The 14,430-nt window shown below is 53.6% G+C and carries 12 protein-coding genes and 2 pseudogenes; 10 read left to right on the forward strand and 4 right to left on the reverse strand.

The features are described from left to right. Positions 1 to 11: 11 nt before the first annotated feature. Positions 12 to 170, forward strand: a complete 159-nt coding sequence (locus tag POG22_RS15470; RefSeq protein WP_498906238.1) for a hypothetical protein — start codon at positions 12 to 14, stop codon at positions 168 to 170. Here POG22_RS15470 and trpC read toward each other — a convergent pair. Then, the gene (gene trpC / locus POG22_RS15475) at positions 167 to 1,063 is read right to left on the reverse strand and encodes an indole-3-glycerol phosphate synthase TrpC (RefSeq protein ID WP_498906239.1); all 897 of its coding nucleotides are present in this window, start codon (positions 1,061 to 1,063) and stop codon (positions 167 to 169) included. The two genes, POG22_RS15470 and trpC, sit on opposite strands and share 4 nt — an antisense overlap. A 230-nt stretch (positions 1,064 to 1,293) precedes the next feature. On the opposite strand from trpC, the gene POG22_RS15480 reads away from it, so the two are divergent. The 6 genes and pseudogenes from POG22_RS15480 (at position 1,294) to POG22_RS15505 (ending at position 5,045) form a co-directional block, all read left to right on the forward strand. Beyond that, positions 1,294 to 1,572, forward strand: a complete 279-nt coding sequence (locus POG22_RS15480; protein WP_498906254.1) for a hypothetical protein — start codon at positions 1,294 to 1,296, stop codon at positions 1,570 to 1,572. Next, positions 1,497 to 1,844, forward strand: a pseudogene (locus POG22_RS15485) (Uma2 family endonuclease); the annotation flags it as partial. The gene POG22_RS15480 and the pseudogene POG22_RS15485, both read left to right, overlap by 76 nt. Positions 1,845 to 2,093: 249 nt before the next feature. Further along, the gene (locus tag POG22_RS15490) at positions 2,094 to 2,729 is read left to right on the forward strand and encodes a Uma2 family endonuclease (protein ID WP_498906241.1); all 636 of its coding nucleotides are present in this window, start codon (positions 2,094 to 2,096) and stop codon (positions 2,727 to 2,729) included. A gap of 154 nt (positions 2,730 to 2,883) precedes the next feature. Next, positions 2,884 to 3,199, forward strand: a pseudogene (locus POG22_RS15495) (hypothetical protein); the annotation flags it as partial. Beyond that, positions 3,133 to 4,539: a magnesium transporter gene (mgtE, locus tag POG22_RS15500; protein WP_498906242.1), complete on the forward strand. Its 1,407-nt coding sequence runs from the start codon at positions 3,133 to 3,135 to the stop codon at positions 4,537 to 4,539. The pseudogene POG22_RS15495 and the gene mgtE, both read left to right, overlap by 67 nt. Before the next feature lie 242 nt (positions 4,540 to 4,781). After that, positions 4,782 to 5,045, forward strand: coding sequence for a hypothetical protein (locus POG22_RS15505; RefSeq protein WP_498906244.1), 264 nt, complete (start codon positions 4,782 to 4,784; stop codon positions 5,043 to 5,045). An 18-nt stretch (positions 5,046 to 5,063) separates the two neighbouring features. On the opposite strand, the gene leuS is transcribed toward POG22_RS15505, so the two are convergent. Together leuS and fabI are read right to left on the reverse strand one after the other, a co-directional pair. Beyond that, positions 5,064 to 7,634, reverse strand: a complete 2,571-nt coding sequence (gene leuS, locus POG22_RS15510) for a leucine--tRNA ligase (protein WP_498906246.1) — start codon at positions 7,632 to 7,634, stop codon at positions 5,064 to 5,066. Positions 7,635 to 7,828: 194 nt separating this feature from the next. Continuing rightward, entirely contained in the window at positions 7,829 to 8,605 is a 777-nt protein-coding gene (fabI, locus tag POG22_RS15515) for an enoyl-ACP reductase FabI (RefSeq protein ID WP_498906248.1), read from the reverse strand. Between the two features lie 363 nt (positions 8,606 to 8,968). Between fabI and ntcA the strand changes: the two genes are divergently transcribed. The 3 genes from ntcA to POG22_RS15530 all read left to right on the forward strand — a co-directional run bounded on the left by ntcA (position 8,969) and on the right by POG22_RS15530 (position 11,367). After that, entirely contained in the window at positions 8,969 to 9,640 is a 672-nt protein-coding gene (gene ntcA / locus POG22_RS15520) for a global nitrogen regulator NtcA (protein ID WP_026097489.1), read from the forward strand. A 95-nt stretch (positions 9,641 to 9,735) separates the two neighbouring features. Then, a complete protein-coding gene (locus POG22_RS15525) occupies positions 9,736 to 9,885 on the forward strand; it encodes a hypothetical protein (protein WP_498906250.1) in 150 nt (49 codons plus the stop codon). 18 nt (positions 9,886 to 9,903) lie between these two features. After that, positions 9,904 to 11,367 (forward strand): DUF3084 domain-containing protein, encoded by a 1,464-nt coding sequence (locus POG22_RS15530; protein ID WP_498906251.1) that lies wholly within the window; start codon positions 9,904 to 9,906, stop codon positions 11,365 to 11,367. Positions 11,368 to 11,385: 18 nt separating this feature from the next. Here the strand turns inward: POG22_RS15530 and POG22_RS15535 are convergent. Then, a partial coding sequence (locus POG22_RS15535; protein WP_498906253.1) for a cobaltochelatase subunit CobN occupies positions 11,386 to 14,430 on the reverse strand: 3,045 nt, incomplete at its 5' end.

Raw genomic sequence — 14,430 nt, forward strand, 5'->3', positions numbered from 1 at the left:
TTGAGGGGAGGTTGGCTGAAGCTCGTTCGACCTTAAATTCTCCGATCGACGCCGCGATCGGTTTGGGAAAACGCCCACCGCCTTCGATCGCCCAAACTTCAACTCGAACGCGAGAGGGCGATCGTTATGCGAGCTTGACAATCGACCTAATTTTCACGCGATCGCCCTAGATTTCAGCTCTAGAAAACAGCCGTTCGATCGCCGTTCCGGGATCGCTTTGACGCATCAGAGATTCGCCGATCAGCACCGCTTGCGCTCCCGCCTCGGACACGCGATCGAGATCGCCGCGATCGAACAGTCCCGATTCGCTGACGATGGTAATTCCTTTCTCGTCACATTGAGCTTTGCGGGCGGCCAACAGGTCGCAGGTCGTATCGAGCGTGACAGAAAAATCTTCCAAATTGCGGTTGTTAATGCCGACGAGTCGCACGCCATCGAGTTTCGAGACGCGATCGAATTCTGCGAGGGTGTGAACTTCCACCAACGCCGCCAAACCGAGAAGTTTGGTAATTTTGAGGAAATATTGCAAATCGCGATCGCTCAAAATTGCCGCGATGAGCAGGACGGCATCGGCACCCCGCGCTCGCGCCAGATACAGTTGATAAGGATAAATAATGAAATCTTTACAGAGAACGGGTAAGTCTACCGCTTGGCGCACATCTCGCAAATAGTCGAAACTGCCCTGAAAGAACTGGCGATCGGTCAAAACGGACAGACAACTCGCGCCCCCTTGCTGGTAGCGTTCGGCGATGGCGACGGGATCGAAATCTTCCCGAATGACCCCTTTACTCGGCGAGGCTTTCTTGACTTCGGCAATTAACGCTGGCGTCGTGCGTCCGTTTTGGAGTGCGGCGACGAAATCGCGCGGTTTTGGGGCGATATCGACTTGTTTTTTCAACTCCGTCAGGGGCATATACAGCCGTAGTTTGTCGATCTCCGTTTCTTTATGCCAAACGATTTCTTCGAGGATATGACGCGGTTCGCTGTCGGGGATGGGAACTTGATACTGACAGGTATCGGCTCGAACGGCGGGATTGGGAGAACGGCGACGGATATTAACCATTAGGTGCGTGTTGCGACAACTCGATCGATAAGACTCCTTTATTCTCTTAACATATCGCTCGGATTTCGATCGAGCGCCGTGGGAACTTCCCCCAATGGGAGCGAGTCTTAGTGGGATAACTTCGATTCGCGCGATCGCCCTCGAAATCAAGGGTTCGAGACAGTGTTTTCGAGATAACGCCAAAAAGGTAACGTTTTCGTTGCTGTTTCTCCACCAGGACGAGAAATGCCATGACACAGCCGCCTTTGCTCCCCGACACCCCACCGCGCACTCTCCACCGCGTACTGTTGGCTCTGGTGTTAGTCGGATGTGCGGCTGTGGATTCGGGGGTATTTTCTCTAGAGCGATCGCCGCATCTCAACCTCGCACCGCAACTGAAACAGGACATCATAGCGGAGGAGCGCGATCGCTCCCAACTGGCTGGGTTGAAGCTGGATTTGAGTTGCCGAGCGAGGCCAATCGATCGCCAGATGCCTCTTGGGTGTGTAAGGAGCGGTGGGAAGCTCTGACACCCGCACAGAGAAAGGGGTTTGCACCGCTTTGTCCTGATTTTGTAGTCGAACTGCGTTCGGAAACGGATCGTATTAAAGATCTACGTGCCAAGATGCAAAAGTATATGGAAAATGGTATGCAGTTAGGTTGGCTAATCGATCCACAAAATAGGCAAGTAGAAATTTATCGTGCGGGTCGAGCAGTTGAAGTTTTGGAAAATCCAAGTACGTTGTCGGGAGAGGGGGTTTTACCGGGGTTTACGCTAAAGTTGCAACGGATTTGGGCTTAGTGGTTTTGGGGAGTGGGTCGAACAACGGAGAGCGATCGCCCCAAGTGTACGCTGTTGTTTTCCCGCTCGTGACAACGACTCCGTTGTCGGTCGATTCCAACCGGCGATCGATCTTGTCGTCGCGATCGGCGATCGCCCTTCAACTAACGGTACTTAAACGGAAAACGAGTCGAAAGTGGCTTCAAACTCATACAGGACAAGAGTTTTTGCATCGGAGGAGGACACAGGTGCAAGTACGGAGGACGGGACATGACGACGACAGTAACGACTCCCAGTAATTGCATGGTGCTGCGGGGAGTGAGCTGGACTACCTACCAGGGCCTGATTTGCGATTTGGAATCAGAACCGGGAAAACGCCTGACCTACGACCGAGGGACGTTAGAAATTATGGTGCCGTTGCCACCCCACGAACGGTATAAAAGTCGCCTGAGCCGCATAGTGGAGGTAACGACAGAGGAAACGGAAACGGAGATTGCCAGCCTCGGTTCTACCACTTGGAGCCGGGAAGACTTGCAGAAGGGGTTGGAGCCGGATGCGTGTTACTACATCCAAAACGAGCAGGCGGTACGGGGCAAGGACGATATTGACTTAACCCAAGACCCACCGCCGGATCTGGCGATCGAGGTGGATAACACGAGCAGCTCGATGAACCGCATGGCAATTTATGCGGCGTTGGGGATACCGGAGGTGTGGCGGTTTGATGGGAAGTTGCTGACGATTTATCGCCTAGTGAGGGGTGAGTATGCCCCTCGGGAGCAGTCAGAGGTGTTACCGCTATTGCAGCGAGGGGACATTCTGCGGTTTTTGCAGGCAAGTCAGACGATGGGCGAAACGACTTGGGTGAGGGAGTTTCGTAAGTGGGTTAGAGGGAAGTTAGGAACTTGACATCCTCCCGGCGCTGGTAGTGATGAAAAGTCATGCTGCTGTTGCGTTCAAACTCCTGTCATCTCAGGCTTTTTTGCACGCCACGATCGTTAGAATGCAGCACTCCCCCTCGAAAGAAGGTCGTCCAGGTTAATCTGGCGGAAACCCCAGCACTGCCATTTACCTAAACCGAGTCCAAGGGGTTATCTGACCGTTGGCATAACTGTCCTCATTGCGGGGCGTCTATGCCGCAAAATGTTAACTCTGGGATACTGATTAAGAAAGTGGGGCTAGGCGAGAATACGATACCCCATCATATCCGAAGGGTCGCCTCACTCAAAAACGCGAAACCATTGAGAGAGAGAGGCTCAAGACCCTCTAGACTAGATTCAACAGGTTGTTCGTTCGAGTTCGAGAGGTTGCTGTGGTCGAAAGTTCCAACACGTCTACGTTACAAAGTGTCTCGTCGCGCCGGGAGCTTCGGGAGTTAGTTCGATCTCAGCTCCAAATGTTCCTCGAGGCGGGAAACCTCCAAGGCGCAAAAACGGTATTAGTCCCCGTCCAACCGGCCGATATCGCCGAAGCGATCGAAGGACTTCCTGAAACGCTGCACGTCATCGCCTTTCGCTTGTTGTCGAAGGACGAGGCGACGGAGGTTTACGAACACCTCGATTCGAGCGTCCAACACTCGTTGATCGAGGAGTTTAAAAATCAGGAAGTGCGTGAAATCGTCGATAAAATGTCCCCCGACGATCGCGCCAAACTGTTCGACGAACTTCCGGCGAAAGTGGTACGGCGACTGCTGAAAAATCTCAGTCCTTCCGAACGTCAGGCGACGAATTTGTTGTTGGGATACGAACCCGACACCGCCGGTCGCATCATGACGCCGGAATATATCTCCTTAAAGGAGCATTTTACGGTCGCGCAAGCCCTCGATCGCATTCGCAGTCTGGCACACGTGACGGAAACCGTCTATTCTCTCTACGTGACGGACGCCGATCGCCATCTCTCGGGAATTCTATCGTTACGGGATCTGGTGGTGGCGCAGCCGGAACAGCAAATTTCGGAAATCGCCACGCGAGATGTGGTGTTCGTTCACACGAGTACCGACCAAGAAGAAGTCGCTCGTACCATCCAACGGTACGATTTTTTAGCGCTTCCGGTGGTCGATAGCGAGCGGCGGTTGGTGGGAATCGTCACCGTGGACGACGTGATCGATATTTTGGAACAGGAAACCACTGAAGATATTTATGCGTTGGGAGGCTTGCAAGCCGACGGCGATAATTACTTCCAAACGAACCTGTTTCGGGTGGCTCGCCAACGAGTACTCTGGCTGTTGGTATTGCTGTTTACGAATACCCTCACTAGCGGCGTGATTCGTGCCAATCAGGGGATTCTGGAACAGGTGGTGAGTTTGGCCATGTTTATTCCCCTGCTGATCGGAACGGGGGGAAACGTTGGCGCTCAGTCGTCTACGGTGGTTATTCGCGGTCTGAATATGGATAAAATTCAGACGGGAGGTGCCGGACGCATTATCCGACGAGAGGCGATCGCTGGGATTTTGTTGGGATCGATGCTCGGGGCGATCGTGACGGTGGGTGCGTATTTGTTACAAGGAAGTTGGATCGTGGCCATCGCTGTCGGTTTTAGTTTGATGGTGATTTCGCTGTTGGCGTCGGTGTCGGGGTCTGCGCTTCCCATGTTGTTTAAATCTTTGGGATTCGATCCGGCGTTGATGTCCGCACCGTTTATTACGACGGCGGTTGACGTGCTGGGAGTGTTGATTTATTTCAGTATCGCTCGCTTGTTGATGGCGGTGATTCCGTTTTAGGGAGATTTCCAAGATGAGATGCGATCGCGCAGTTTGGGCGAGTTGGGTGCATCTCAATTCTGCGATAAGTATAAATACTTAAAGTAGTAAATCCCCTTCTAGCAGTCCTTGAGGAAGATATTGACAAATTGACGAACTCGTGTATTTGCAAAAGTGAGATGCACCCTTTGTCAACCCCCATACCTGAATCTTTACTTGAATATCTCCCCCCGTATTCACCGGAATAGCAACCGGCTGAACGTTTGTGGAAGTTAGTCGATGAGCCTTGGGTGAATACTTATTTTGAAACCATTGAGGAACTTGAAGAAGTCTTAGGTGCAAGATTTTGTATTTTGCAAGAGCAGATGCAAGAAGAAATTCGTAATCTGACGAATTATCATTGGCTAAACTTCGCCTTATTGTTGCCGCTTTTTGGAAATCGGATTTCGCATAAAACCAGTGTATCTCGCTGGGGATCTTGCCAGAAACCCAGTCTCTTCAAAGACCGGGTTTCTCAGGAGGCTTGAACGATCGCTCGCTCGAACTTATTTCGGAACCACGAAATTCACCAACCGCTTCGGAACGACGATGACTTTCTTAATCTCCTTATCGCCGACGTGACGCTGCGCCGCTTCCGACTCCCGCGCCAACTTCTCCAACGTTGCTTTATCCGCCTCCGCCGGAACCTGAATGTTACCGCGAACCTTACCGTTGACCTGAATCACCAAGGTAATCTCGTCTACCACCAAAGCAGTTTCGTCCACTTCCGGCCAAACCTGCTGGTGAATCGAGTCGCGGCGTCCCAACAAATGCCACAATTCCTCAGCCATGTGCGGCGCAAAGGGTGCCAGCAACTTCAACAACGTCTCGATTCCCTCGGCATATACTGGGGAATCCGTACATTTGGCGTCGTTCAAGGCGTTGCTGAGTTTCATCAACTCCGAAACCGCCGTGTTGAACTGATACTCACCCTGTAAGTCCTCGCTGACTTCTGCAATGGCGGTGTGAACGGCGCGGCGTAAATCTTTCTCGGGTTTCGAGAGATTGTCGTTGTTCGCCGCTTTCATTTCAGAACCGTTTTCCGCAAAGTCCGTCACCAACCGCCAGACGCGATTGAGGAAACGATACTGTCCTTCTACGTCGGCGTCGTCCCATTCAAGATCCTTCTCGGGAGGTGCTTTGAACAGGATAAACATCCGCGCCGTGTCCGCACCGTACTTCTCCAAAACTTGCAACGGATCGACGCCGTTGAGTTTCGATTTGGACATTTTTTCGTAAAACACTTCCAACGGTTCCCCGGTTTCGGGATCGCTGGGATCGTCCAAATTGAGAATTTGGTCGATGGGGATGTATTTCCCGGTTTTGGGGTTTTTGTAGGTCATCCCCTGAACCATTCCCTGGGTGAGCAACCGTTGGAAGGGTTCGTTAAAGTTCAGGTTGAAGCGATCGCTCAAAAATTTGGTGAAGAACCGCGAGTACAACAGGTGTAAAATCGCGTGTTCGATCCCGCCGACGTATTGATCGACGGGCATCCAATCGTTAATTTTACCCAAGTCGAAGGCGGCGTTGTCGTTGTTGGCGTCGGGATAGCGCAGGAAGTACCACGAGGAATCGATGAAGGTGTCCATCGTGTCCGTTTCCCGCTTGGCTGGCGTTCCGCAACTGGGACAGGGGACGTTTATCCATTCGTCTAACTGCGCTAACGGAGACGGCCCGCGTCCGCTAAACTCTACGTCTTCGGGGAGTTGTACCGGAAGCTGGTCTTCGGGAACGGGAACCGCACCGCATTCGGGACAGTGGACGATGGGAATCGGTGCGCCCCAGTACCGCTGACGGGAAATCAGCCAGTCTCTCAAACGGTATTGGATGCGGGCTTTGCCAAAACCCTGTTTTTCGGCGTAGTCGATAACCGCTTGTTTTCCGGCTTCGGACGGCGTTCCGTCGAACTGACCGGAATTCACCATGACGCCGGGTTCGGTGTAGGCGTCGGTCAGTTCGGCGTTGGGGTTTTCGGCGTTTTCGGGAACGATGACGGTTTTGATGGGTAAGCCGTTTTCGCGGGCGAATTTGAAATCGCGGCTATCGTGGGCGGGAACGCCCATGACTGCGCCGGTTCCGTATTCGTAGAGGACGTAATCGGCGATGAGAATGGGGATTTCTTCGCCGGTGAAGGGGTTGAGGGCGGTTCCGCCTGTGGGAATGCCCCGTTTGGGTTTGTCTTCGGCGGTGCGATCGATCTCGCTTTCTTCGCCCACTTCTTGGATGAAGGCTTCGACGGCGTCGCGGCGATCGCTCGTGGTGACTTGCAAGGTCAGGGGATGTTCGGGGGCGAGTACCACGTAAGTTACACCGTACACGGTATCGGGGCGTGTGGTGAAGACGCCGATTTTGTCGTCCCGTCCGACGATGGGAAATTCGAGATAGGCGCCGGTGGATTTGCCAATCCAGTTGGCCTGCATGGTTTTGACGCGATCGGGCCAGCCGGGGAGTTCGTCTAAGTCAGACAGTAAGCGATCGGCGTAGTCGGTGATTTTGAGAAACCACTGCTTGAGGAGTTTTCGCTCGACTTTCGCGCCGCTGCGCCAGGAACGACCTTCGCTATCGACTTGTTCGTTGGCGAGAACGGTTTGGTCGATGGGGTCCCAGTTGACGGCGGATTCTTTTTGATAGGCCAATCCGGTCTCGAAGAACTGTAGGAAAATCCACTGCGTCCATTTATAGTAATCGGGGGCGCAGGTGGTGACTTCGCGATCCCAGTCGAAGGAGATGCCCAGACTTTGCAGTTGCTGGCGCATGCGATCGATGTTTCGATCCGTCCATTTTGCCGGTTGGACGCCTCGATCGATCGCCGCGTTTTCGGCCGGAAGTCCGAAGGCGTCCCATCCCATGGGGTTGAGGACGCGATAGCCTTGCATCCGCTTGAGTCGCGCGATGACGTCGGTGATGGTGTAGACGCGCACGTGACCCATGTGCAGGTTCCCGGAGGGGTAGGGGAACATGGACAGGGCGTAGAATTTGGGCTTGTCGTTATTCTCTGGGGTGCGATCGAGTTGCTGTTGCGCCCAGGTGTTTTGCCACTTGTTTTCGATGGATGCGGGCGTGTATCGAGACTCCACGGGGATTACTCCTGCTCGGCGTTCTGTCTGATGTGCATCGTTTATTTTGGCACATTGGGTTCGATCGCGTCAGAGGTGGCGATCGCGAGTCGTCGGCGATACAGGAAACCCCGATATTTTACCAATACCGGGGTTCCGATCGGTTGCGTTCGGCGGCAACGTTCGATCGCGCGTCGAACGGTTCGGAACAGAGTTTACATCCCGAGGATTTCGTAACCCGCATCGACGTAGAGAATCTGTCCGGTAATTCCACTTGCTAAATCGCTGCACAGGAAGGCGGCGGCGTTTCCGACTTCCGTTTGGGTTACGGTACGACGCAGGGGAGCGCGTTCTTCAAAATGGCGGAGCATATCGTGGATTCCACCCACCGCCGAAGACGCCAGGGTGCGGATGGGGCCGGCGGAAATGGCGTTGACGCGCAGGTTTTGAGGACCGAGTTCGTCGGCGAGATAGCGCACGTTCATTTCTAAGGCGGCTTTGGCGATTCCCATCACGTTGTAGTTGGGGATGACACGCACGCCGCCGAGGTAAGACAGGGTAATGATGCTTCCGCCATCGGCCATTAGGGGTTTGGCTAACGCCGCCATTTGGACGAGGGAGTACGAACTAATTTCGATCGCCCGGAGATATCCCTCGCGGCTGGTATCGCTGAAATCGCCGCTGAGTTCTTCTTTCCCCGCAAAGGCGAGACAGTGAACGAGGATGTCGAGTTTGCCCCATTTTTCCGAAATGGCGTCGAACAGGGCGCGGGTTTGGTCGTCGTTTTGAACGTTGCAGGGCAAAAACAGACTGGGATTGAGGGGTTCGACGAGGCTCGCGACTTTCTTTTCGTGGCGGCCGCGATCGTCGGGAAGATAGGTGATACCAAGTTCGGCTCCCGCTTTGTGAAGTTGTTGGGCAATTCCCCAAGCGATCGAGCGGTTATTGGCAATTCCCGTTACTAATGCGTGTTTTCCTGTGAGATCGAGCATAAGTTGAATCAGTGTCGTCGTCGGTAGTCAGTCGCGATCGGGTTCGACGGGAGACTTACCCGCCGACGTGCCGTCGGGTTCGAGATGGTCGAGCTTTCGGCTAAGATATGGTCAAGATATCACTAGCAGTTGCGTAAAGATTCTACAATCGTGAGTGAACCTTTTCGTTGAAATGACTGCCTCGGGGTCGATCTCCAGGGGGAGCGTATCGGATTTTACCAATTTTTTTTGAAGAGTCAACTTAAGTAGTGTAAAGTGCGTACCGCTACTGACGGGCAGTACGCCAGTTAACCCGAAGTCGTCCCCGTCTTTACGATCGATCGGGCGAGACGCGACTCGGACGCATTGGACAGGGGGAGGAAGATGGTAACGATGCAAGACAGACCACTAGCAGCAGTGTTTCGGCAGATGGGAAGCGGGACGTTTCCACCCGTCGTCGAGACTTACGAACGAGGGAAAACCATCTTTTTCCCAGGCGATCCCGCCGAACGAGTGTATTTTTTGCTCAAGGGTGCGGTGAAGTTATCTCGGGTTTACGAAGCCGGAGAAGAGATTACAGTTGCCTTGTTACGGGAAAACAGCGTCTTCGGCGTGTTGTCGCTGATTACGGGACATCGCTCGGATCGGTTTTATCACGCAGTCGCGTTTACCCCCGTCGAGCTGTTGTCGGTTCCCATCGACCAGGTGGAAAAGGCGCTGAAAGACGATCCGGATTTGTCGATTTTGATGTTGCAGGGGTTATCGTCTCGGATTTTGCAGACGGAGATGATGATCGAAACGCTGGCGCATCGAGATATGGGATCGCGCTTGGTTAGTTTCTTGTTGATTTTATGTCGGGATTTCGGCGTTCCCAGCCCCGACGGGATCACGATCGATCTCAAGCTCTCTCACCAAGCGATCGCCGAAGCGATCGGTTCGACGCGGGTTACGGTGACGCGCCTGCTCGGGGATCTGCGCCAGGAGAAGATGATTTCGATTCACAAGAAAAAAATTACCGTTCACAATCCCGTCGCACTCAGCCAGCAGTTTACGTAAACGTTTTCGGACAATAGCGGTAGAATGGCATCCGTCGCGTTTGTATGCGACGGTGTGCTTGGAGTGTTGCGGAAACAGCGAGGTATGACCACCAAATGCGCCCCCGAGGGGTCTGTTGGGGTGTGGGTGTCGGACAGTCCGATCGCCTCGAGCGGTCGGCGTTGCGTCGTGGAACCGACCAGGGGAACGACAGCGGTGCGATCGCGTCAGCGGTGCGTCGCTCTTTCGCCCAAACGACCCTTTGAAGTACGTGGTGGGACACCATGATCGCGGGATACGTTTTGATTGTGTCCATGTTAGTCCTCGGTTGCGCGATCGCTACCGTCGGCGATCGGATCGGAACGAAGGTGGGAAAAGCTCGGTTGAGTTTGTTCAACCTGCGACCGCGCAAAACGGCGACGTTGGTTACGATCGTTACGGGAGGACTGATTTCGGCGTCGACGTTGGGAATTTTACTGGCGGTGGACAAGCAGCTACGGACGGGATTGTTCGAGCTAGAGGAAATTCAACAGGATTTGTATTCGGCCCGGCGGGACTTCCAGCAAACCCAGCAGCAAAAGGAAAAAGTCGAAGAAGACTTAGTTGAGGCTCGCCGACGCCAGCAACAGGTTCAGCAGCAGTTGCGATCGCTCGATCGCGCCTTAGAAACAGTATCTCAGGAATTGTCCGAGGTTCTCGAGCAGCAAGTGCTGACGGAGGAGCAGTTGGCGCGAACGGAGGCGCGACTTCAAGAGGCGGAGGTGCTGCGGCGAGAGGCGGAAGTCGAAATCGCCCGCATTGAGGAGCAGTTGAGTCAGACGCTGTCGCAAAAGGCGACGCTCGAAGGGGAAATCGCCCAGTTACAAACCGAACGTCAGGAACTGATCGCGCGAACCGAGCGCGTCCGGGCGCAGTTGGCGTTGCGAGATCGCGAAATCCAGCGCAACCAAGCCTTGTTGGCGCGACAGGAACGGGAATTGAGCCAACAGGAACGATTGCTCGCTCAGCGGGAAGGGCTTTTAGCTGAATTGGAGCTACAACAGCAGTTGCTCGAACGTCAGGTGCGATCGCTCGAACAGAATTTTCAGCTCTTGCGGGAGCGCCGCGTAGCCATCGGTCGCGGACAGGTGTTAGCCTCTGCCACGGTGCGCGTCACTGACCCGGATAAAGCCGATCGCGCGGTGTTGGCGTTGCTTCAGGAAGCCAACCGGGTGGCGGTACAACTGACGCGTCCGGGGGTAGACGAACCGGAGGAACCTACGGTGCAGATTGCGCGATCGGAGTTAGAGCAGTTAGTCGATCGCCTCTCTGACGCTCGAGAATACGTGGTTCGCGTCCTGTCGGCGGGAAATTACATTTTGGGCGAGGAAAACGTTCAGGTGTTTTTCGAGGCGATGCGAAACGAAATCGTTTTTGAGGAAGGAGAAGTTATCGTGGCGACGACGATCGACCTCGACGAGACGACACCGGAAGGGGCGATCGAAAAGATATATTGGTTAGTCGAAGCGGCGCGATTTCAAGCTCAACGTCAGGGGATCTTAGCCGAACGCATCGAAATCGGCGACGGTCGCCCGGAAACGGTGACGGCGTTTTTGGACGCAGCCAGCGAACTCGAGGGAAACATCGAAGTGCGAGCGATCGCCCGAAATTTGACCTATACTTCGAGTTTGTTGCGGTTAGATTTAGTCGTCGTTCGCAACGGCGAAGCGCTCTTAGAAACGACCGAATCGGAGCGGGAAAGCCAGTGAGGGCAAAGACCGTCGCCCTCAAACCTCAATTCCTTCGATCTCCGCGTCCGAAAGGTCGTAGAGTTCCCGCAATTTTTCTAACTTTTCTTCGTCGGGATGCCAAAATCCCCGCCCGTGAGCTTCCAGCATCCGCCCGACAATGTTACGAAACGCTTCCGGGTTGGCTTTCCGCAACTTAGCCGCCATCTCTGCATCTAAGGCGTAGGTATCAGAAGCTTGGTCGTACACCCAGCCTTCGCGAAAATCCGCCGTTCCCGCCCAACCCATCAACGCCGTCATGCGTTGGGAAATCTCGTACGCTCCCCCGGAACCTTGGTCGGCCATGGCGTTGGCCCATTTGGGATTGAGCAGTTTCGAGCGATACTCCAACCGCAACACTTCGTCTAACTTGCGTGGGGTGGTGTCTTTAGAAAAACTCTCGACGACGTTCGTGGCGACTTTCGCCCCCGATTTCATCTCGGCGGCTTTTTTCAAGCCCCCCGTGTTGGAGTAGTACTCCTGAATGTCCGTCAAGCCATATTCGACCGAATCGATTTCTTGCACCACGCGCCCTGTGGATTTTAACAGGGTGTCGAGAACTTCAGGACGGGCTTGGCCGTTGTCCTGGCGTCCGTAACTGTAACTGTTGCGATCGCGCCAGGTATCGCCCAATTCCTCCTCGGATTCCCAGTTACTATCGACGATGCGATCGTTGACTAACGACCCGAAATCCCCCGCTGGGTTGGAAAACAAACGCGCCGAGGTATTCTCAACTCCCCGATCTTGCAATTCTAAAGCGTGTTTGCGAATGAAGTTCTGAGAAATCTCCTCGTCCGCTTGCGCCGCCCGCACGAACAAGTCGTCTAACAACTCGATGATATTGGCAAAGCTATCGCGGAAAATCCCCGATAGGTTTCCCAAAACGTCGATACGCGGATGTCCGATCGCGTCGAGGGGTTTCAACTCGTAACGAACGATGCGCCCGGTTCCCTCTTTCACGGGTTCGGCGCCCACGAGTTCTAATAAAATGGCGATCGATTCTCCTCGGGTTTTAATAGCATCCAATCCCCACAACATTACTGCCACGGTTTCGGGATAGTTCCCGTGTTCTTCGAGATGCTGTTCGATCAGTTTCTGGGCGATTTCTCGACCCCGCAACGTCGCCGCTGGGGAAGGCATTCGATAGGGATCGAGAGCGTGAATGTTTCGCCCGGTGGGTAACACGCCGATTCCGTCTCGTAACAGATCTCCGCCCGGTGCTGGAGGAATATATTCGCCGTTCAATCCTCGCAAAAGGTTCGTGATTTCTTCTGGAGTTCGCGACAATAACTCTCGAATCATTTTAGCTTCTTTTAATGCCTCAGATTGCCCGTTTTGGTCTGTATTTAAAATATTTGTATCCTGAAATACCACGGCAGAAATCAACTCTGGAGGCAGTCGATCTTCAAAATAAGCTTTGAGATAAGACTCGAGTTCTTCAGGTTCCGGCTCTTTTCCTAAAACGTGCAATCCCGAGGAAAACAAACGCTGTTCGACCACTTGTAAATACTCGTAAATTTTGATAAAATAGGGGTTTAAAACCTCGTTGCTAAACAATCTTGAATTTTCCAGCGTGAAGGAAATGCCGAGTTTTTGTGCCTCTTCTAACGGACAGTCTGCACTGAGTCCGCTATCGACAATTTTTTGACAAATGACTTCTTTTAAGGCGGTGTTTTTTTGCGGATCTTCTCGGTATTCTCCAATTAACTCTCGTAGAGACGCCAGTTCCTTGTATAATCCAGCACGACCGTAGGGCGGGACGTTGTGAGAAATCAAGACGCCGTAACCACGACGTTTAGCTAACATTGATTCCGAGGGATTGTTGGCGGCGTAAATATAGAGATTTGGTATATTGCCGAGTAAGATGTCCGACCAAGAATAGCCCGTATTTCCCAAGGGAGAACCGGGCAACCATTCGACCGTCCCGTGCATTCCAAAATGAACGATCGCGTGAGGTTGATATTTATTTTGCAACCACTTATAAAACGCCGTATATTGCGGGTGTGGTGTCATATCCCGCTCGAACATCAAGCGCATGGGGTCGCCAGACAAGCCTAACGGCGGTTGTACGCCAATCCAGACGTTTCCTAACTGCACGCCACCGATCGCAAACTCGTCGCTGTAGGTTTTGATTCCCGTTCCCGTGAGGGATTTCCACTGTTTTTCGATGCGGTGAGTCAGGAGATATCCCAACCAGCGATCGAGAGTTTTAGCGTTGACGGTTGTAATCTCTTTTTCGAGGGGATTGGCTTCGTCGGCTTCCTTGACTCGGCGAATCAGTTCCTCGCCGTCTTCGGGAATTTCTCCCACATCGTACCCCTGCTCTTTCAACGCCTGGAGAACCTGAACGAGCGATCGCCCCACGTTCAACAACGCCGCCGTTCCCACCGCTCCGTATCCCGGCGGGAAACCATAGAGAATCACGGCAATTTTGCGCTGTACTGGGGGCGTATTTCGCAACGCAATCCAGCCTTTCACCCGTCCGATCAGCCGTTGAACCCGTTCGGGAATTAGATAAATCTCTTCACCCACCAAACCGCCGAGGGGAACCGTATCGATCGCCCCGTCGAGTTCCGGTAAGGCGTACAACACCACACTTTGTAACCCACCGATTCCCTGTCGCGTCCACGAATAAATATCTTGAATTAACAGCGGTGCGGCGATGATATACGGAACGTTTTTCGCCGAGAGAATGCGTTTGGCCACTTCCACCTGTCGCCCTGCTTCCATCGACCCCGCCGGACCGCCGACGAGGGGAAAACCAATGGTCGAGACGATCGCATCGACTTCCACCGCGTCTTCTGACAGAGACAGCGACGCCTTTTCTCCCCGTTGGCGTTGCTGGGTTTCGTAAGCCGTCGTCATCCAATCTCTGACGGCGACGTGACCTTCCACGCCGTTAATGAAAATGGGAAGCGGCGTCAGTCCCGCGTTTTCAAAGTAACGAATCAGTTTGTGGATGTAGGGCTGTTTCGTAACGACGTGCTTGCGATACAGCAGAATGCTAATAACCGGAGAAACGTCTCCCCCTCTCCCCCTCTCCCC

Origin of the sequence: Geitlerinema sp. CS-897 (assembly GCF_028368005.1) — a bacterium.
GTDB classification, from domain to species: Bacteria; Cyanobacteriota; Cyanobacteriia; order Cyanobacteriales; family Geitlerinemataceae; genus Baaleninema; species Baaleninema simplex.

Excerpts from the sequence above, each read along its gene's own strand:
- POG22_RS15530 (WP_498906251.1), top strand. The coding sequence starts at position 9,904 with ATGATCGCGGGATACGTTTTGATTGTGTCCATGTTAGTCCTCGGTTGC.
- ntcA (WP_026097489.1), top strand. The coding sequence starts at position 8,969 with ATGGTAACGATGCAAGACAGACCACTAGCAGCAGTGTTTCGGCAGATG.
- fabI (WP_498906248.1), bottom strand. The coding sequence starts at position 8,605 with ATGCTCGATCTCACAGGAAAACACGCATTAGTAACGGGAATTGCCAAT.
- trpC (WP_498906239.1), bottom strand. The coding sequence starts at position 1,063 with ATGGTTAATATCCGTCGCCGTTCTCCCAATCCCGCCGTTCGAGCCGAT.
- POG22_RS15490 (WP_498906241.1), top strand. The coding sequence starts at position 2,094 with ATGACGACGACAGTAACGACTCCCAGTAATTGCATGGTGCTGCGGGGA.
- POG22_RS15525 (WP_498906250.1), top strand. The coding sequence starts at position 9,736 with ATGCGCCCCCGAGGGGTCTGTTGGGGTGTGGGTGTCGGACAGTCCGAT.
- POG22_RS15480 (WP_498906254.1), top strand. The coding sequence starts at position 1,294 with ATGACACAGCCGCCTTTGCTCCCCGACACCCCACCGCGCACTCTCCAC.